We start from the raw sequence: 19,253 nt of genomic DNA, 5'->3' as shown, positions 1-19,253 counted from the left end.
TTTAATAGCTATTCTAGGTAAGCGATGAGGACATCCTATCTCTTTAAAAATGCAAATTTGATTTTGACTGATTTTAATGAACTACAAGAAGGGTATGATGTATTGGTGCAAGATAATGAAATTTGCGCTGTTTCTAAAACGCCTACTCATTCTGACGCTACTATTGTAGAGACTAAGGGCATGACCTTAATGCCTGGCTTAATTGATTCCCTAATTCAAAGAATTGAGTCGGCTGAAGTTAATAATTTAGCACCAAGCATCATTGAAAATCTAAAGAAAACTCATCAAATGAGTCAACAAGTCTATAAGTGGGCTAAAAAATATCAACTAAATATTGGGTTTGGCATTGATTTATGGGGGCCGGAGGCGCAAAAAGAAAAAACGAGAGAGTTTGAAATGCGTCAAGAGTTAGACTTGCCTATTAATATTATTCGTTCAGCGACCGAAGTTAATGCCAACTTATTAATGCAGAAAGACAAATTAGGCACTATCGCCTCAGGAGCCTATGCGGATTTATTAGTCGTTAGAGGCAATCCCTTAATTGATTTAGAGTTATTGTATTATCTCAAAGATAATTTAATGCTCATTATGAAAGACGGGGTTATTTATAAAAACTTGCTTCATTGAGATTTAAATTATGGATCATAAGATTGCGCTTGAAGAGCATTTTTCTATTGCTGAGTTAGTCGATAATTCTAAAGTTTATTTTGATTTAGCAATTTGGGATGAAGTTAAAAAATATATTCTAGATATCCACGAATATAGATTAGCTAAAATGGATAAAAATAATATTGAACTAAGCATTCTTTCACAAAACTCACCGGCAATACAGGGTATTTCTAATAAACTAAAAGCCATTGAAATGGCGAAAAGATCTAACGACTTTTTAGCTGAGCAAATTAGCAAAAATCCTACACGTTTTAAAGGCTTTGCAGCCTTGCCTATGCAAGATCCTAACGCTGCAATCGAAGAATTAATCCGTTGTATTAATGAGCTTGGTTTTGTTGGCGCCTTAGTTAATGGCTTTTCTGAATTAGATAATATTAACAAAGCCATCTACTACGATCTTGACCAATATTGGCCATTTTGGGAAATAGTTGAAAAACTAGGTGTTCCTTTTTACCTTTATCCCCGCGAACCTTATATCACCCAACAGCAATGTTATGAAGGTCACCCTTGGCTATTAGGAAGCGCTTGGGCTTTTGGTTGTGAAACAGCGACACATGCATTGCGTTTAATGGCTAGTGGTCTTTTTGATAAATATCCTAAATTAACCATAATACTTGGACATATGGGTGAAATGTTACCGTTCGTAATTTGGCGAATAGACCATCGCATTAAGTGGTCTGCACGGGGAATAAAAGCTAAGAGGCCATTAGGTGACTATTTTAAGGAGAATTTTTATATTACGACTAGTGGGAACTTTAGAACTCAGGCATTAATTAATGCTATTTTAGAAATTGGAGCTGACAAAATTTTATTTTCTACGGATTACCCCTTTGAAAAAATGACAGAAGCTACGGAATGGTTTGATCAAGCAACAATCAGTGAAATAGATCGAATTAAAATTGGCTGTATAAATGCTAAAAAATTGTTCAAAATAATATAAATATCTATACAATCTAGTAGTCTTAGTTACTAAGTAAATCCTTGACTGCCCTGCCTCTAAACCATACCTGATTATTTAAAATCTATTACTAAAATTAAAACAATAAGGCTTTAGATAAAAAGGGGCTCGCTATTTTAAATGCCATGGCCACCGCCGCTTGGCTTAATGTAGCGACAATTGATGGTGATGCAGAAGGCCCTAAGCATTTTGGTTTTAAAGCCAACTTATTATCTGAAATATAAATTCTATAATAACTATATGAGAAATTTTAATGAAAGGTAAAATTAATGATACCTACTATAGATTTAGACCCATTATTTTCGAATAAATTGCATGGTTTGGAAAAAGTTGCATCGCAAATCTATGCTGCCTATTCTACTTATGGTTTTGGGCAAATTATTAATCATCGAGTGCCGCAGCAAATTATTAAAGATATTTATACTGCCTCAAAAAATTTTCAACAACTGCCGTTTGAAGAAAAAATTAAAATTCGCTTTAAGAAAAACTTAAGAGGCTTTTTACCTGTTAATAGTTCAACGTTGAAAATAACAGAATTAGGTGAGGCCAAAAAAAGTAATCAGTCTGAATCGTTTGTACTGCTTAATGATATCCCTAAAGATAGCCCAGAATTTTCTAGCGTACTTGGTGGCGAACAACTATGGCCCACTCAATTACCTGAATTTAAAAAGCAAGTATTAAATTATTATTCAGAGTTAAAAAAGCTTAGTAAGCTATTAATTAGAGCCTTCTCCGTTGCTCTTGATTATTCGCCTCATTATCTAGATCAATATTTTCGTGAGCCTAATGCTTTACTTAGATTACTCTCCTATCCACCAAAACCTTCTCACGCACCGTCTGATTTATATGGTTCAGCACCTCATACTGATTACGGCTGTATTACTTTATTACATCAGGATAACAGTGGAGGATTACAAATCTTAACTGATGATAATAAGTGGTTAGATGTTTTGCCAAGAGAAGACAGCTTTGTTTTAAACACCGGTCACATGATGACAATTTGGTCTAACGGGAAGTTAAAAGCAACAAAACATCGCGTTATTAACAAAAGTAATCACCAGCGCTTCTCCATACCATTTTTTTATAACTGCAGCTTAGACGTTACTGTTTCCCCACTTTCAAAATGTGTCTCTTCTGAAAATCCTGCCCATGTTGAGTCTGTTCATTATGGAGACTTTATAAAGAAAATATTACTTACCAATTACACATTTCAAATGTAGGACAGTCAATGCAACCCGGACGAAAATGCCCAGTATTAAAGCCTGGGCTTCAATAAAGGCAATTTTGCTCTCGCTAAAAAATTAAAAGAAAAATAGTTAGCTTTTCATACGTTATTGCGACACGGTACATTTTTTTTAGCAAATAAGGTCACGTTTTAATCAAGATAGTGTAAAATATAGCTTTATTTACTTGGATTACTTAGATGCCTACTATAAGTGAAGCCGAAGAGCCCAAACATCAGGATAATAATTTTCCTTATAAAACATCTATTTTCTTAGGTACCTCGCTAGCTATGTATGGCCTGATGCGCAGCGGTAATTACCGTGCTGCTTTTCTTTTGTATGCTAAAGGTGGCGGCGGTTTTAATCTATATCAACAAAGAAGTAATCAGGTAAAACGCGTTTTTGCTATTGATTATCATCCTTTTTGGAACAAGACAGCGAAGGAAAGCACCTGGCGACTACATTATCATCGTGGTGAAAATAACAGTCAGATAAAAAAACATCGTCCTTATGAAGGCGGCTGGTAACAAATAAAACTTAGCATAAACCTAATCTATGCTGTCTTCACAAGGTTAGACTAGGTCTAGTTACCTACAAATAAACTATAGTTAATCTATAAGGCCGTGTAATAATTTTATTCTGGTAATTAGTTAAGTCGCTTTATAAGCTTAAATTATTTAAAATCTTGCAAAAAATTAGATAAATTAGCTGCATCTAGTGGTGGACTAATGTAGTAACCTTGAATTTGATTACTATGATGATTGCGTAAAAAATCCAGTTGCTCTTTATTTTCAACACCCTCTGCAAGCACTTGAATTCCCATAGAACGGGTCATATTAATAATAGCTTGAACTATATTGTTATCATTCATATTAGTATTAATTCCTTGGGTAAAGCTTTTATCAATTTTAATTTTGTCAAATGGAAAAAATTTAATATAGCTTAGGCTAGAATAGCCAATACCAAAATCATCCATAGAAAGTTTAATACCCATATCTTTTAAGGTTTGCATGGTTTTAGAAACGTCAGTTGAATTTTCTAAAATAACATGTTCTGTAATTTCAAGTTCTAAGGATTGAGGGGAAAGACCGCTTTCTGTAAGGGCCTGCTCAACTACAGAAACAAAATCTTTTTGTAGTATTTGACTTCCTGACACATTGACAGCAACGGTTAAGTCTGCAGATATGGTTTGTTGCCATTGTTTAATTTGTTTACAAGCCGTACGTAAAACCCAATTACCAATAGGAGTAATTAAACCTGTTTTTTCTGCAATGGCGATAAAAGTACCTGGTAAGAGAAGACCTAGCTCTGGGTGATTCCAACGTAATAAGGCTTCAACGCCAATAATTTTATTAGAAGATACGCTTAAAAGAGGTTGATAAAAAAGGGTAAACTCATTATTCTCTATCGCATTTCGCAAGCCTGTCTCTATTTCTACCCGCTTTAATAAATTATCATTAATTTCAGCTGTATAAAATTGAAAATTATTTTTACCGATTTCTTTTGCATGATAAAGCGCTGTATCGGCATTCTTTAAAAGCTCTTCAGGAGTTTCGCCATCAAGAGGATAAATGCTAATACCAATACTACCTGTTACCCTGACCGGATAATCATTAATTAAAAATGCCGTGTTAAATATTTCTTTTAATTGCTGGGCCAGGACACTAAAATTTTCTAGATTAAGATAATTAGATAAGACAATTATAAATTCATCGCCGCCAAAACGCGTAACTGTATCTGATTCACGAAAACAATTTTGCATTTTTAAAGATACTAAATTAAGTAACTCATCGCCTGCTTTATGGCCAAGTGTGTCATTAATATGTTTAAAATTATCTAAGTCGAGCATTAATACGCCAACAAGAAAATTATTGCGCTTAGCATAATTAATGGCCTGCTGTAGACGATCCATTAAAATAATACGATTAGGTAAGCCTGTTAGTGCATCATGAGTAGCTAAATGTAATAGCTCTTCTTCAAGGTGTTTTCTTTCTGTAATATCACGAACGCTTAAAACTACTCCTTGATTATCGTCATTTCCATCTTGAGAAAATCGATGAGTATATAATTCAAATACTTGTCCATTAGTTAATTTTATTTCTTTAATACTTTTAGTTTTTGCTTGCCTACAAAAATTTAAAATCATAGTTAAAAATTCGCCAGGATTATCAACATTTAAAGCCAACGTTTTTAAAAAATTCAACGGTTTTCCTGCAATAATTAATTCAGCAGGAATATTCCATAAATTTAAAAATTTTTGATTATAAATTAGTACATTTTCATTTTTATCTAAAACGACAATTCCTTCTTGGGTTGATTCAATAGTTGCTTTAGTAAGATTTAAGGAACTATCTAAGTCATTATTCAATTCTTGTAGTTTTGCTGTGCGATCAGCGACTGCTTGTTCTAGATTTTTAACTTGTAATTGGACTTGTTTTTTTAAGTCCCATTTTCTTAAAAGAGCAGTAGTTAACTGGCGAACCTCAATAATATCAAATGGTTTTTTTAAAATAAGTAGATTGTCTTGCCCATCTAATATTTTTGCGATCTCTTCTAGCGAGTAATCTGAATGGGCAGAACAAATAACCATTTGAATATTTGGGTCAACTTCCCATATTTTTTTAATAGTCATAATACCATCCCAACCAGGAGGCATACGTATGTCTACAAAGGCAAGCGCGTAAGGCTTTTCAATTTCACTAGCTTTTTTAACTAAATGATAGGCTTCCTCTCCTTGAAAAGCTGAGTCGAGTATAATAAATTCAACATTCTCTTTTTTTGGTGTTGTAGAATTGGGATTAAATACAAGTTCAAGCGTTTCATGAAATGTATCAGCTATCTTATTTTCCTCTATATTTAGAATCTTGCGAAAATCGTCATGAATAGCTTGGTTATCATCAACTAATAAAATTCTTTTTTCTTGATCACTATACATAATTTTCCTGTGTCCTTTCCAAAGAAAAATCTTTGCCCACCTTATAAGGGAAAATCATTTTAAACGTTGCCCCTTTTTTCTCACCCTCAGAGCTTGCTTTTAAAACCCCTGACATTTCATTTGCTGCTATGGCGCTAGCATGTAGACCGAATCCATGACCATTTTTCTTTGTTGTAAATCCATGCGAAAAAATTTTAGTTAGGTTTTGTGCACTAATGCCTAAGCCATTATCTTTTATCTCAATAAAGAATTTGTCGGCATTAATGAGGCCTGTGCGTATTAAAATAATACTTTCATTATTATTTAACGCTACTAGTGATTGTTTAGCATTTTCAATTAAGTTAATTAAAATTTGGGTGAGTTTAGATTTATCAATACAAACTGGCTTGAGCTTGCTATATTCCTTCTCTACTTTAATATGATGGCGATTAAAATTTATACTCACCACAATTAAAGCTTCTTCAATAACCTCTTCAATAACGACCAGTTCTTCGAAATTAGTAATCCCACTGAATTTTTGTTGCGCGGCAATGATGTTTTTAATATGCTCGATATTTTGCGATAGTTGATTTAATTCTTTCTGGGCAGATTGAAACTCATTATGCCAATATTCAGCCATTTTTTTAAGCAGCGCCGGTATTTTTGAGCCTTGCGGATCAACCGTTATAAATTCCCCTAAATCATGTTGATGCTCGCTAATTAGCTGATTAAGCTTATCTAAATTCTTTAAATTAATATTTTTTAAATGATCAACAATTAATGACGAAGAAATATTGATACTATTTAAAACATTACCTACATTATGCAATACATTAGAAGCAACTTCTGCCATACCAGCTTTTCTAGCCATTTCCATTGAATTAGCATGCAATCTCGCTTGTATACTAGAGAGAATAACTGCAATTCCTAAAACTAAAGTGGTGACGATAGCAACGCCAATAGCTAAAGTATCAGGATTAACAGAAGACAGAAGATGATGATGACTCATTGAAGGCGTCATTACTGCTGCTGCCATGCCAACATAATGCATACCCGCAATTGCTGCACCCATCACAAAAGCACTGCCAACTTTTAAGCGGTTGCGTGCTTTTTTATGTACTTCAGAACTTTTTAAGGCTAAATATAATGCAGCCTCTGAGGCGATAAGGGCAATAATGATAGAAAGCAAAAATAAGTTAGGTTGATAATGAATATCCATACCTAACATAGCAGACATACCCACATAATGCATTGACGCAATAGATAGACCTAGTATTATCCCACCCAATATCAATGCATTTTTTTTAATCCTTTTTATTTGCAGTAATGAGAAAGCAATGCCTGATGCAAATATTGCAATTAACATAGATAAAATAGTTAAAAAGAGATCATAAGCCATAGGCATTGGCATGATAAAAGCAAGCATACCAATAAAATGCATAGACCAAATGCCTGCCCCCATGGCAAAAGCACCGCCTAAAATCCATAAAATTCGATTGTAAAAAGTGATTCCTACTTCCCGAACACGATTAGCAATATCTAAAGCAACATAAGAGGCAGCAACCGCTACTAAATAAGAAATAATAACTAAGCGAATACTGTAGGTTCCTTGAATTTGATTATCTGGTAGCGGTAGAACTTGAAAAAATTCAGCTAACATGTCCTTCCCTGATTAATATTTTCAATTCGGTTTATTAACGCTTTGTTAATAGATTATTTTGCAAATAGAATATACTATTTGCCTATTAATTATAGCTGAAAATTAAAGATGGATAATATTGTGCTTGCGCTGTATTAAAACTGCATAGATTTTTATAATTCTAAAGAAGCGCTTAAGTGACCTATCTAATAAAGTCAGCTAGGCCTATTGCTAGAACTACTTGCACTTTTATATTCCTTAGCCGCATCTATTTCTTGTCGTAGTTCCTCTATTGTTTGTTTTATGTTTTCTAAGTGCTTTGTTAATTTAGTTATCGTATTTTTATCTTTTCTATGATGTCGCATTAGAAATTCTTTTGCACCGTCTCTTAAATAGCTAATAAGATTCTCATTTATGTCCTCAACAGTCATTCTTTCTCGAGTAGGCTGAAGCGCTTCATTTTCTTTTTCTAATTGCGCTATTTTTTCCTCTACCGCTATCCAAGCTTTTATCTCCTTTTCAAGAGGTATGTCGTTAGCAAGCTTTTTAGCAGCTAAAGCTCTTAGTTGCTTAATTTCATCATTATTATTTTCCAATATTTTTGTTCGTTGCGCTGGTGTTAGGCTTTTCTCACTATTTTCAAAGAATTTAAAAGAATTTTGATCAGGCAATGCAGTAAAATCTTGCTTTTTTAATGTAAATTCTTCTTCTATCTTTTTTTGTACATCTTCAAAAATCTGTCTGGTGCTTATTTGTTCTTTAATCTTTTTTAAAACAACATATCCCTCTTCTAGAGTCGCGGGTTTCTTTTTGTATTGTAATAATTTGTCCCGAGATAACTTCAGTACTTTAAGTTTTTGAGGATCCTTCTCTTGCTTAATACGGTTTTGAATTAATTTTAAATCGTTATCTAAATTAGTAGCATTCCTTACAGGAAATTTAAAAGTTTGCAGCTCCTTTTCCTGAGATTTAATAGAATCAATATAACGCTGTACTTCAGTTGCTCTATCTCTAAGAGTTTTTATTCCAGCCTGTCGAGTTTTGGCGCCTATTAATATATCAATTTCTTCATCTGCTTTATCTTTATTTGCAAGGACAAAGGCATAAATTTTCTCATTTTCTTGATTTTCAGATAAGTTATAAATCGCTCGATCTAGGCTGTCCTTACTAGAGGCCCAATCAGATTCAGGATCTTCAGGATTGCCCAGTTTACTTTTTAATTGACTTATTTCATTAGCTTTCTCTTCATCATTACCCCATTTTTTTATAGCTAACCTATCCAATTCCTCTAAAAATTCTTTCTTAGTAGGATAGCGGCCAACACCACGTTTACCGCCTTCCTTGGGGTTACCAAATAAGCTTAATAACAAATTTAATTCATTAAGTGAAAGATCATAGCGAATATTTTTCTTTATTCCATCGGTAGACATTATTACAAGTTCTTCTTTTAATTTGAGCTCTCTTTCTAAATTTGCATAACCTATGTTCTTTTTTAAAGCAACAATTACTTCATCAATTTTACTTCTTGGAGAACCATCATTAGTCCACTTCTGAAGTATTAATATACTCTGATTTAATTTATCTAGCTCAGCTTGAGCCACTAACTGATCATTGTGAAACTGACCATCGATAAAACCCGTAAGGAAGTTAGATACATTAGAATAGGCGGTATATATATTTCGACTATCCTCAGGTTGCTGTAAATTATTATTTTCCCCTTTTTCAGAACGACGCTGCATACTACACTCAACTCTAAAGCCTAATGATTTAATTATAGACAATAAAGATAATTTAAAATCACTTAGATCAAATTATTAACGAAATTTATCCATTTAGCTTTGAAGAAGCTAGACTTGATTGAAAATCATAGTGTTCTTGTAAGTGCTTTTCATCAAACAGATTAAAAAAATTATTGGCAAATTTTTCTTTAGACATTAATGAAGATAAGATATCAGGATTAACCTTGGTATTTTCGCTAAAAGGAACAAGGGGTTTTCCTAAACCTTTTAGAAGCGAACAAATTACCAATTGAGCAATTGAGGCAGAACCTCGACAAAATGGGCAAGCATCTGCAATGGGCTGATAAATTCGGCCTAATTCAATAAATAATTCTTTATCAGATAAAGACTTAAGCTTGTTTAAGTTAATAGTTTTAAGTGGAGCAAGAACAGTTTCTACCTCTTTTAGCTTGGCTGAGCGAAGATAAAGGTGATAAAACTTTCTAGTAGTAGGGTCAAATTTTCCTATACGATCTAAATTTTTGTTTAAATCTTGTACGCTCTCATCGCCTTCCTTTAGGAACTCAATAAAATTTTCTGGCACAGTTGAAATAACATATTCACTCTTAACTCCTTCTAGCTTTATATCTTTTAGTTCCTGCAGGAATTCTTTTATATGTGAAATTTGATCTTGATAACGTCCTTCTAACGTAGATAAGGGCGTCACAGCCCGTTCCTCATTAGTTTCATATCTACTTCGCGGTACACCAAATTTTGGAGTCTCATTTTCTTGTTCTAATACAGTAGCTATCAATGCTCTTTGGACTGAGCATTTTAACATTAATTCATAAGCATCATTTATTTTGCCTTGCTTAAGTAACTTAGCATTTATAAGTGTCGCGTTATAAGATAAATTTCGAAAGGAAATAGGTTTATTATCTATTACTTGGCGAATCGCATTCGATAATTCCCTTACTATATCGTTAGTCTCTTGCGTTTCGCTAACTATTTGCACAATGTTTTCTATATCTCTCTCGTTAAGGCCAAGAAAGGCTAGTAAATCTATATCTTTAATTAACGCAGTCCTAATATCAGTTATCTGGGGTTGAGAAGAATTTTTAAAATCATCAATTTTTCTTTCTTGACTATCAGAAAGCTCACTAAAACAATCCGTTAATTTCTCCTTATTTTTTATTTCAAGTAATGTAAGACATAAACGACGAGAAATTGGGTCAAGTGTAAAAGAAGAAGGCGCAGACCACGCCTTAGCTAGACCTTTAGTATTTGGACTAAAAACTTGCGCTTCATCATAATCTTGTTTGGCGTTTTGAAATATACCAAATTGAGTATCCGTAACGGATGTTTGTTGCTTGGTTGTTTCTTCTATTTCTTCTTTATGTTTATTAGGCTGATCATGCTTCATAAGCCCCCCCAACTGCTTTTTCAAAGTATAGTTTATGAGGGAACTCCTTTCCATAAGCGTAAAGCCCTTCGATTATTCTTAAACGTTTAAGTCTTAATTGTCTATTTTGCTTTGAGTAGAAATTAGCCTAGCATTAAAACTACCTATTAAGCTTTAACCGAGATACTGGGTAAACTAAATAAGCATTGCTCATTATTTGCATCATAGTTACCGACTAACCATTGTTTAGTTAACTCTTTTTCCCGATTTGTAAGTGCATTACTAAAAAATACGGTCCTATTGGTAAGATAACGACCAGCCATAAAAGCTAAGCCAAGGCCTGCAAATAATATCCCAACCATCATTAAGGCATCAGCCAGGAGTCTTCTGGTACTATGACGGGGTTGAAATAAACTATGCGCAGTTTTTGTGATAGCTTCTGCTTGTTGTTTAATGGGCATAGACGATAAGCGCGTCTTTAAAGCCTTTTGATAAAATAAATTCAATGATTGATTATACTCTTGGCCAAAAAGCTTATCATTTTCGAAGTTAAATTTAGTTTGATGAAAGGTCTTTAATATTAATAAATCTTGGATTAATTGTTCTGAAAACGTTTCTTTTTGCGAAGAAATAATAGCTTTCCAGAAAATTTGATCACTAAATAGAGTCTCTTTTGTAATTTCGTTATAATTATAAGCTTGTAAATAGTTGAAAATAGACTGTAATTTACCAATAGGCTCATGCCCTTGTAAGACTTGATTTTCGAGTAATTGCTGATAATTCTCATTAGAAACTTTCAATAAGTTAAAGTCTATTTTATAGTTTGTTTTGTAGGATTCTGGTAATTGTTCAAAAGCACTTTTAAGCCTTGAAAAAGCCGTCACACATGCCTTAACTGTTTGTTGATTGCGATAATGAACTAAACATTGGTAATAGGTAATTTCTTTTTCTATATCAATTACTTGTTGTCGATAATTTTGCTGCTTAATCTGATAGCTTTCTTGTAATTCAATCGGTAAAGCTTGAAAAGCTTCATTTAATTGTTTATAAATTCCAACTCTTTGTTCTGAAGTACTAGCTGCTAAAAAAACTCTTTCGTGCGCGAGATAAGAATCATTGCGTTTTTCCCAATCTATTAATAATGTTACTCTATCATTAATTACCTTTCTGATATCATCACTATCTTGCAAAAATCTAGGTAACTTTTCATAGTCTAATAAAAGTTGTTTGAATGAAGCTTGTTTTGCGTCAAGTTGTTTTATTAAATCGAAATTTTCTTTTTGTACTTGAAATACTGCAAAATGCGCATGCCACTGTTGTAAAGAAGCCATTTTTATTTGTGGATTATCTATACGGGCATTAAAGCTACCTTCAGAGTAGGCCTGTTCAACCTTATCCCATAAAGCATTATTTTTTATGATACGCATGATTAAAGCACTAGGCGCGGTAGCATTTAATTCTTCAAGACAAATGGTTACCAATTGCTCACCATTCATCAAATTAAGTTCAGAATCCGAAATAGGATAGAAAAATAAACTTCCTGAAGTAGTGACATTATCTAATTTAGAGCAAGATTCAAATTGCTTATTTAAAAGTTTACTTGCTTTAACAAATTTTTCTAAAGCTTGCTTTAATAATATTGAATTTTCCTTGATGTTTTCTGAATTATTTAAATTGACATCAGATTGGTTTTGAAATTTTTTTAAAAGCTTTAAACAAGTAATAACCTCGTAGCCCCTGTTTAATACTTCCTCAACGCAAGTCCAAAGTGAATCAGGATTGTCTTTTTTATATGCTGCCACAGGCAATTCATAGGGCATAAAACGCGAAGTTACGCCATTTTCTAAGCTAAAAAGACGTTTTAAAATGGTACTTTCACGATAGTGCGCTACAAAAGCATGTCCTAACATAGCTTTTGCTTCTCCCTTGTAATAAGGGGCAAACATATTAATATTACTGGACGAGTCAGAATTCCAAAGGTTAAAAATTTCTGCTTGATAAGCTAGATGTTCGAGATAAAAATTAAATTGCTCAGATAGGGCCGCTAAGTTAAGAGTAGCAAAATTTAAGTTTTGACCTTGGTTTATTATTCCTAACCATAAGCTTAATTGATCAGGGAAAGGCATACTTGGTTCAACAGTTAATACCGTAGGCGGTAAATCGATTAATGTGCTAATAATACTTTCGTATATTGATAGTTTATTATTTAAACTATTATCACTTTGGGTAAATTGTTTTTGGGCCTGCTCCTTTAATTGGCCAATCTTTGTTAGGCGAATTGTTAACAACATGGAAAAAGTTTCTGCCACTTCCTGATACCCTTTTTCCTGGTCAAAAGAAATAGTTGCAAAAGCAGGAATAGCAAGATAATCGGCCAGAGCAGCTTTTGTTTTTTGCGCAAGCATATCAACAGGTATTTTATTAAATGCACTCATCACAATATCATTGATAGAACCTGGCTGCGTGCTTAATCGATCATTTAAAGTAGTTGCTCTTTTAGCGATAGCAGAAAATAAGCCAATTATATTTTTATAGTTAGCAATATAGCCTTTAGTAAACCATTTAAAATTGAGCCAACCCTGATATTCATAGGGCTTTAAGATATCTTGATTATTTTCTTTATGAGCATAATTACGAAACGCAGCACCCCAATCTATACGAGCAAATTGTTTCACCGGTAGCTCTTGCTGAAAAGTATTTAAAAGCGCATCGCGAAGGACAACATTGCCACTATGAACGCTGTAATCGCCAAGCAAGAGCGAAAACATTAAGGAGATAGATAAGCCAAAATACTTGCCTTGTTGGGTTAAAGTTGGATAAAAATTTGGGCCTGCAATCATTTCAATCAGAGGGTCACGATCAGAACTATTATTATTTCCTGTGCCAATAATTTTGTATAATTCTGTAAAGGAAACCTTAGGTTGGATAAGGCCATAACTACCATCATCAAATTTAATTAAGTCAGCACAAATTAATGAATCAAAGTAAATTTTATCAATCAATCCACGACTCATAAATTCTTTTAATAAAAGGCCTGCAAATAATTCAGTAAATAATTCTCTTTCGTCACTTGGTTTTTTAATGAAAAATTCTCTACCATCGGTATCTTTATAAAAACCATCTACTTCAGACTTATTTTTACCACCCTTTTTTGCATCAATTTTTATTAATTCTTTGCCTTTATAAAATATCATTTGCAGCCAACCGAAATATTATGATTTCTTATTTTTATAATTAAATAAGCCGTTATTAAATTAGCTCAATAGTAGCAATGACTTCTGTATAGGATAAAGATTAGCAACATCTTTTTAATCCTCTCCCAAAGTTCTCTAACTTGCTACCGACATCCTGCGACTTGTTCGCAGGAGCCAGTGCTCTAGTAAATCGCTGGATCCTATAGAGCAAACCACAGGACATAGACCTTACGATAAGCCAATAGCCTTTGGTGAACAAATATAAGCATTACCTAAATTAGTCACATTAGTTTGCTGCGAACTACCACTCATATAGCCATTATTTTGCGCATTAAAGCCACTCATAGATCCTGTTGTTCCAGCTCGATTAGTTAGCAATTGGATGTAGTTTGCCCCTAATTTGATAGCTTTATTTTTAAGATCATTCATTGCACCTTCCTCTAAATTGCGGTTAGATGTGAAACCGCCGGTGAGAAAATTACCTTGATTACCCACTACTTGACCTAAATACTTACATCCCTGGGGTGCTGCTTTTGGCGAAACGATAACGCCACGAACAGCTTGCGGTTCAGGCGGAATAGCCGCACAGCCAGCAAATAATAATGTAAAGGAAGATATAACAAGTATTTTTTTCATTCTTATCACCTTAGTTGAAAGGAGCTCAGATAGTAATCGATTGATTTGGTGATTTCAACTTGATCAGATTATAAAAATAGGAAGCATTAATTAGTACTAAATTTACTGAGAAATTAAGTTCTTTAACTTTGAATTTAATACAAACTCTTTAAATAGCTGATTAATATAAAGAGCGCTTTTGTCTTTGTGGTAAATTAAATAATAATGATTATCTGCATTAAACCAATCTGGCAGCACTCTTACTAAGGTCTTATTAGCTAATGTTTTAGAGCATAAATAATAAGGTAAAAAAGCAATGCCTTGATCAAGGCAGGCCATTTTATGTAAAAAAATCAAAGAATTACTTTCTATGGCACAATTTTTAACCTGCAATTTAAATATATCTTCATCACTTTTTAAAGGCCAGTTAGGCAATAAACTATGCTTTAATAACTTATGCTCTGTTAAATCTTCTGGGTGATTAATAGGGGCATATTTTGCTAAATAAGCTGCTGATGCTACAAGGCAACGAGGAACTTTGCCAATATAGCGTGAGACAAGACTGGAATCAGGCAGTTTCCCCGTCCTAAAAGCAAAATCAATCCCCTGTTGAGTCAAATTTATAAATTGATCGGTAATAATTAACTGCATTTTTATTTCAGGATAGTAGCTGTTAAAGTCCTTTAAAAGATTGGGTAACAATTCTAAGCCGGTAATTTCAGGGCATGTAATAATTAATTTACCGGTAGGAGATTTTGCGTATTCTCTTAAATGATTTTCCGCGCTAGTGACTTCTTGTAACATCACCTGACAATGTTTAAATAATATTTCTCCACCTTGAGTCAAACTTAAAGAACGTGTCGTTCGCTTAAGTAATTTAATACCTAATGAATTCTCTAATTGCGAAATTTTCTGACTAACCCAGGCTTTTGAAATACCTGCCTCTAGCGCTGCTTGAGTAAAGCTTCGGTTTTTTACTACTAAAGCAAAAATAGCTAAATCATTTAGATTAAGTTGATTGTTTATCATAGTGAACAAAGTATTTATATTTTTTGGTCTAATCAAATAATCAATCACTCTATACCATTAACTTCTGATAGACAACTACCAGGAGCCATCATGCGAATTATTCTATTTTTAATCAGTTCATTGCTATTAAATGTTAGTTTTGCAAAAGTCTTTAACTATCAAACAGACAGTTTTGCTGATATTGCAACCCTATATGAAAAAACAGTAACAAACCCAGAAAACACCTTAATGGTTTTTGATATAGACGACACTCTGCTTACCATGACTGAGTCATTAGGAAGTGTGGGTTGGTGGGATTGGCAACATGAATTACAAAAAAGCAAAAAACAAACAGATAAATTATTTACTGCTGATTACGATCAACTAGTACGGATTCAAAATATTTTATTTCAATTAATCAAGATGGATGTGACCGATGAATATGTCATCCCCTTCCTTAAAGATACCACAAGCCAAGGCACTACAATTATGGGTTTAACTGCACGTGGCAAAGAGCATTTAAGTGCTACTCTCATGCAACTTAAAGATAATAAATTTACAGTCGACAATCAACCTTTATTTCAAGAAAAAGGATTAAAATTCCTCAATAATAAGACCTCCGAAGCAGGTTATGTTCATTGTCCACAATTTACTAAAGAAGTTATTTATCAGCAAGGTATTATGTTTCTAGATAGTGAAGATAAAGGGCAAGCGTTACTTTGTGCACTAACTAAAACCAAAAAAGATATCAAAACGATTATTTTTGTTGATGATGTAAGAGCAAATGTTTTATCTATTGAAAAAGCTTTCGCTAACCGTGCTGACATACAGGTTTTAAATATTCTTTACACAAAAGAAAACGCAAAAGAATTAGAGATTCAACATAATCCATTGCTACAAGCACACTTATTTGACCAGTGGACTACTATCAAAAAAGCCTTAAACGAAATCACTACTCATTCTAATTTTTAAAATTTAAGCATTAATATAGCGTCACCCACTAAGCTTTATACAAGGCGCAAGTGAAGGAGGCGAAGGAGTGTACACCGAAGTACATGACTTAAGCCGTAAGAGCTTGCAACAAAATATAAAACTTAGTAGGTGACGCTATAACGATTAAACGAGCTCTGGGCTTAAACCCGGAGCTCCCTAGTATAAAAGTAGAAATTTCTTTTATCTAATGTCAAACTACCCACTTAGTTTTATTTGCTAAGTAGGCAATTTCTGTCACGTACACAACGTCTTTTAGACCTGCTCCAACTATTACGGCAACATCATTATCCAGTGAGTGGTAAAGTATTAGCTGAACAATTAGGAATTAGTTTACGCACATTGTACAGAGATATTGCAACCCTGCAATCACAAGGTGCAGATATTCAAGGCGAAGCGGGCCTAGGTTATATCTTACGCCCAGGTTTTATGCTTCCCCCACTTATGTTTTCTGAAGAAGAAATTGAAGCTATAGTACTTGGCTCACGCTGGGTAGCACGCAGAACTGATGATAAACTTAAAGTTGCAGCCCTTAAAGCACTCACTAAAATTAAAGCAGTTCTTCCTGAACCTCTTCGCTATCAGCTTCAATCTTCTAGCCTCTTTATAGGACCTGCTAAAACTATTCCAATAAATGATGATTATGAAGCGTGTATTCGCCAAGCTATTCGTAAAGAACATAAATTACAATTAAGTTATACCGATTTAAAGGGTGAAAATTCAGAACGTATTATTTGGCCACTGGCGCTAGGTTTTTTTGAGGAAATCAGAATTCTTGTTGCCTGGTGTGAATTAAGAGCAGATTTTCGTCATTTTCGTACTGATAGAATTACGCAATTAATATCATTAGAAACACACTTTGGCCAAAGACGCCAAATTCTTTTAAAGCAATGGCGAGAACTATTTAATATCCCCGAACAATAAATTTATTTAATAGATTTCTCTACATAGACTAAGCTTAATAATAATTAGCTTAAAGCCTAAGTTAATTTTCCTTAAGTAGGCTTGTAAAGCTTAAGTCATCTTAAGACTTGTTGAAAAATTGAATTTTAGTAAGTTGCACCAAAACTTTAAATTTTCAAGCTTATAAGGATTTAAAGCATGAATAATTACCCAGATGTAATCACACGCTTTCTTGACCCTAAAGAACGATTAATACTCTCACAAGAAAACACCATGCCTTTAGTGATTGAGGCTAAGAAGAAAACACAAGCAACTTTTTTACAAGACTTTTTGACACAACATACAGATACTATCTTAAATGATTTAGCTTGTTATGGCGCAATTTTATTGCGTGGCTTTGATATTACCCACGAGGAGACCTTTGAAAAAACTATTTTAAGTATTAAATCATCAAAAGGTATCGCTGATGCGTTTATGTCTGAAGAGGGACGTATTCCTGTTAATAACCTTCGCTATGTTTTACATACTAATGCCGTCTATAAAACTGGTGGAACCTTATATTTAGGTGGCTTTCATAGTGAAAATTATTATACGCCTGATGTGCCTACCTATCTTGCTTTTTGTTGTTTTAAACCTTCTAAGCGTGGCGGAGAAACAGGCTTAATTAATATGGAAAAAGTTTATCAATTTTTAAATAACGATTTAAAAGATAAATTAGAGCAGCGTACTTTTTTCGTAGCTAAATGGTTAGTGTCGGAAGTAGCCGCTCGTTACCAACTATCTTACGAAGCGGTTGAAAATATCTGCCATTCTTTTAATTTACCAATCATTGGTGAAGGTCACAACCGCTTTATTTTAATGTACAAACCAAGTGTCTTTGAGCACCCTTTAACCGGCAAAAAAGCACTACAAATTAATCTCTTTGAGCTAGTGACCTTAAATCCGCTTTTAAGAAAATGCTTTATGAACGATTACCAGGGTAAAGAATGGTTCTGGCATCGCTTTGTTTGGCGTCTACCATCCTGGGTATTTACTATTTTAGAAAAAAGTTATGTAGCGTGTGCTTCTTTTATTTATTCACCTACAGAAGCTTGGCATAGGTTATTAAATAAATTAAAAACCTATCAAGCCTCTCATTATTTACCTAACTTTAATCAAGAACGGGTTGGTTTAAGTTTCAATACCGAAGACATAGAGGAATTAGCTCAGTTAATGCGACAATATTATTCATCCTGTTTATGGCAAAAAGGCGATATCTTATTAATAGATAATCGAAAAGTAGCTCATGCTGGCATGCCAGGCGCAGGTCCTCGTCGGATAAGAGCAATGATTTGTAACCCTTTACAGATGAATTATACTGAAAAAGCCTCAGGTCTTTTACTTTGTCGAGAAAAAGCTCATGAAATTGGTTATTATTTTGATAAAGAACACGCGTTTAATTGCCCAGCAAAATCATCGTTAGAAAATTAAATTTCTTCTTAAGCTTTCCTCTCCTCTGCTAATCGTGAAGTTCATAACTATTTTGAATGTGTATTAATTACTTAACGGAGATTGACGGTCAATGACAGTTTGGCAAAGCCTACTGACAAAAACTGTCACTTACTACCTTTAGACTAAGCCTTAGTTAATTACCTACTTTGGAGGCTTAGATGATACTTAAACCTGCTGCCGTTGTTATGTATGTTGATAACCTAATTAAAAGCGAGCGCTTTTATCAAAATTTATTAGGATTAGAAGCTGAAGAGGCATCACCTACTTTTAGAATGTTTAAATTAGCAAATGATTTAGGATTAGGTTTAAAAGATGCTCAATCAGTAGAGCATAACCATGATGACCATAATCAAAATGAGTTAGTATTCTCAGTAGAAAACAATACACAAGTTGAGGCCTTAGCACAACAATGGCAAAAACAAGGAGCAATTATTATTCAACCACCCAATCAATTATCCTTTGGCTATACTTTTCTTGCCCTAGATCCTAATGGTAACCGGCTTCGAATACTATCATTAGGAAAATAATT

The 19,253-nt window shown here is 33.6% G+C and carries 15 protein-coding genes; 8 read left to right on the top strand and 7 right to left on the bottom strand.

Translation table 11 applies throughout. From position 1 onward, the window contains the following. Positions 1 to 24: 24 nt before the first annotated feature. From ACNVED_RS02420 to ACNVED_RS02405, 4 genes are all read left to right on the top strand, one after another. Positions 25 to 627 carry a hypothetical protein gene (locus tag ACNVED_RS02420; RefSeq protein ID WP_419420169.1) on the top strand — a complete coding sequence of 201 codons (603 nt, stop codon included), beginning with the start codon at positions 25 to 27 and terminating at the stop codon, positions 625 to 627. A 10-nt stretch (positions 628 to 637) separates the two neighbouring features. Further along, complete coding sequence (locus tag ACNVED_RS02415) at positions 638 to 1,609, top strand: amidohydrolase family protein (RefSeq protein WP_419420168.1); 972 nt, start codon at positions 638 to 640, stop codon at positions 1,607 to 1,609. A 287-nt stretch (positions 1,610 to 1,896) separates the two neighbouring features. Continuing rightward, a complete protein-coding gene (locus tag ACNVED_RS02410) occupies positions 1,897 to 2,847 on the top strand; it encodes an isopenicillin N synthase family dioxygenase (protein ID WP_419420167.1) in 951 nt (316 codons plus the stop codon). Between the two features lie 203 nt (positions 2,848 to 3,050). Continuing rightward, positions 3,051 to 3,377: a hypothetical protein gene (locus tag ACNVED_RS02405; protein WP_419420166.1), complete on the top strand. Its 327-nt coding sequence runs from the start codon at positions 3,051 to 3,053 to the stop codon at positions 3,375 to 3,377. A 146-nt stretch (positions 3,378 to 3,523) separates the two neighbouring features. On the opposite strand, the gene ACNVED_RS02400 is transcribed toward ACNVED_RS02405, so the two are convergent. The 7 genes from ACNVED_RS02400 to ACNVED_RS02370 form a co-directional block, all read right to left on the bottom strand. After that, complete coding sequence (locus ACNVED_RS02400) at positions 3,524 to 5,785, bottom strand: EAL domain-containing protein (protein WP_419420165.1); 2,262 nt, start codon at positions 5,783 to 5,785, stop codon at positions 3,524 to 3,526. Further along, entirely contained in the window at positions 5,778 to 7,424 is a 1,647-nt protein-coding gene (locus tag ACNVED_RS02395; RefSeq protein WP_419420164.1) for an MHYT domain-containing protein, read from the bottom strand. Before ACNVED_RS02395 ends, ACNVED_RS02400 begins: the two co-directional genes overlap by 8 nt. A gap of 194 nt (positions 7,425 to 7,618) precedes the next feature. Then, positions 7,619 to 9,184 carry a hypothetical protein gene (locus tag ACNVED_RS02390; protein ID WP_419420163.1) on the bottom strand — a complete coding sequence of 522 codons (1,566 nt, stop codon included), beginning with the start codon at positions 9,182 to 9,184 and terminating at the stop codon, positions 7,619 to 7,621. Positions 9,185 to 9,227: 43 nt separating this feature from the next. After that, positions 9,228 to 10,544, bottom strand: coding sequence for a hypothetical protein (locus ACNVED_RS02385; protein WP_419420162.1), 1,317 nt, complete (start codon positions 10,542 to 10,544; stop codon positions 9,228 to 9,230). A gap of 146 nt (positions 10,545 to 10,690) precedes the next feature. Further along, a complete protein-coding gene (locus ACNVED_RS02380) occupies positions 10,691 to 13,717 on the bottom strand; it encodes a LepB GTPase-activating domain-containing protein (protein WP_419420161.1) in 3,027 nt (1,008 codons plus the stop codon). Between the two features lie 228 nt (positions 13,718 to 13,945). Then, positions 13,946 to 14,353 carry a DUF4156 domain-containing protein gene (locus ACNVED_RS02375; RefSeq protein WP_419420160.1) on the bottom strand — a complete coding sequence of 136 codons (408 nt, stop codon included), beginning with the start codon at positions 14,351 to 14,353 and terminating at the stop codon, positions 13,946 to 13,948. A 102-nt stretch (positions 14,354 to 14,455) separates the two neighbouring features. Beyond that, complete coding sequence (locus ACNVED_RS02370) at positions 14,456 to 15,361, bottom strand: LysR family transcriptional regulator (RefSeq protein ID WP_419420159.1); 906 nt, start codon at positions 15,359 to 15,361, stop codon at positions 14,456 to 14,458. A gap of 90 nt (positions 15,362 to 15,451) precedes the next feature. Here ACNVED_RS02370 and ACNVED_RS02365 point away from each other — a divergent pair, with 90 nt between their 5' ends. From ACNVED_RS02365 to ACNVED_RS02350, 4 genes are all read left to right on the top strand, one after another. After that, the gene (locus ACNVED_RS02365) at positions 15,452 to 16,312 is read left to right on the top strand and encodes a DUF2608 domain-containing protein (RefSeq protein ID WP_419420158.1); all 861 of its coding nucleotides are present in this window, start codon (positions 15,452 to 15,454) and stop codon (positions 16,310 to 16,312) included. Positions 16,313 to 16,546: 234 nt separating this feature from the next. Beyond that, on the top strand, positions 16,547 to 17,254 hold the full coding sequence (locus tag ACNVED_RS02360) for a helix-turn-helix transcriptional regulator (protein WP_419420157.1): 708 nt from the start codon (positions 16,547 to 16,549) through the stop codon (positions 17,252 to 17,254). Between the two features lie 177 nt (positions 17,255 to 17,431). Continuing rightward, positions 17,432 to 18,703 carry a TauD/TfdA family dioxygenase gene (locus ACNVED_RS02355; protein ID WP_419420156.1) on the top strand — a complete coding sequence of 424 codons (1,272 nt, stop codon included), beginning with the start codon at positions 17,432 to 17,434 and terminating at the stop codon, positions 18,701 to 18,703. Between the two features lie 179 nt (positions 18,704 to 18,882). Continuing rightward, the gene (locus ACNVED_RS02350) at positions 18,883 to 19,251 is read left to right on the top strand and encodes a VOC family protein (RefSeq protein WP_419420155.1); all 369 of its coding nucleotides are present in this window, start codon (positions 18,883 to 18,885) and stop codon (positions 19,249 to 19,251) included. Positions 19,252 to 19,253 lie beyond the last annotated feature (2 nt).

Origin of the sequence: Legionella sp. D16C41 (assembly GCF_048541585.1) — a bacterium.
Taxonomy (GTDB): Bacteria; Pseudomonadota; Gammaproteobacteria; order Legionellales; family Legionellaceae; genus Legionella_C.
Note: the sequence above shows the minus strand (reverse complement) of the source record. Positions and strands in the feature narration are given on the sequence as shown.

Coding starts and splice junctions, on each gene's coding strand:
- ACNVED_RS02420 (WP_419420169.1), top strand. CDS start 25: ATGAGGACATCCTATCTCTTTAAAAATGCAAATTTGATTTTGACTGAT.
- ACNVED_RS02415 (WP_419420168.1), top strand. CDS start 638: ATGGATCATAAGATTGCGCTTGAAGAGCATTTTTCTATTGCTGAGTTA.
- ACNVED_RS02410 (WP_419420167.1), top strand. CDS start 1,897: ATGATACCTACTATAGATTTAGACCCATTATTTTCGAATAAATTGCAT.
- ACNVED_RS02405 (WP_419420166.1), top strand. CDS start 3,051: ATGCCTACTATAAGTGAAGCCGAAGAGCCCAAACATCAGGATAATAAT.
- ACNVED_RS02400 (WP_419420165.1), bottom strand. CDS start 5,785: ATGTATAGTGATCAAGAAAAAAGAATTTTATTAGTTGATGATAACCAA.
- ACNVED_RS02395 (WP_419420164.1), bottom strand. CDS start 7,424: ATGTTAGCTGAATTTTTTCAAGTTCTACCGCTACCAGATAATCAAATT.
- ACNVED_RS02385 (WP_419420162.1), bottom strand. CDS start 10,544: ATGAAGCATGATCAGCCTAATAAACATAAAGAAGAAATAGAAGAAACA.
- ACNVED_RS02380 (WP_419420161.1), bottom strand. CDS start 13,717: ATGATATTTTATAAAGGCAAAGAATTAATAAAAATTGATGCAAAAAAG.
- ACNVED_RS02375 (WP_419420160.1), bottom strand. CDS start 14,353: ATGAAAAAAATACTTGTTATATCTTCCTTTACATTATTATTTGCTGGC.
- ACNVED_RS02370 (WP_419420159.1), bottom strand. CDS start 15,361: ATGATAAACAATCAACTTAATCTAAATGATTTAGCTATTTTTGCTTTA.
- ACNVED_RS02365 (WP_419420158.1), top strand. CDS start 15,452: ATGCGAATTATTCTATTTTTAATCAGTTCATTGCTATTAAATGTTAGT.
- ACNVED_RS02355 (WP_419420156.1), top strand. CDS start 17,432: ATGAATAATTACCCAGATGTAATCACACGCTTTCTTGACCCTAAAGAA.
- ACNVED_RS02350 (WP_419420155.1), top strand. CDS start 18,883: ATGATACTTAAACCTGCTGCCGTTGTTATGTATGTTGATAACCTAATT.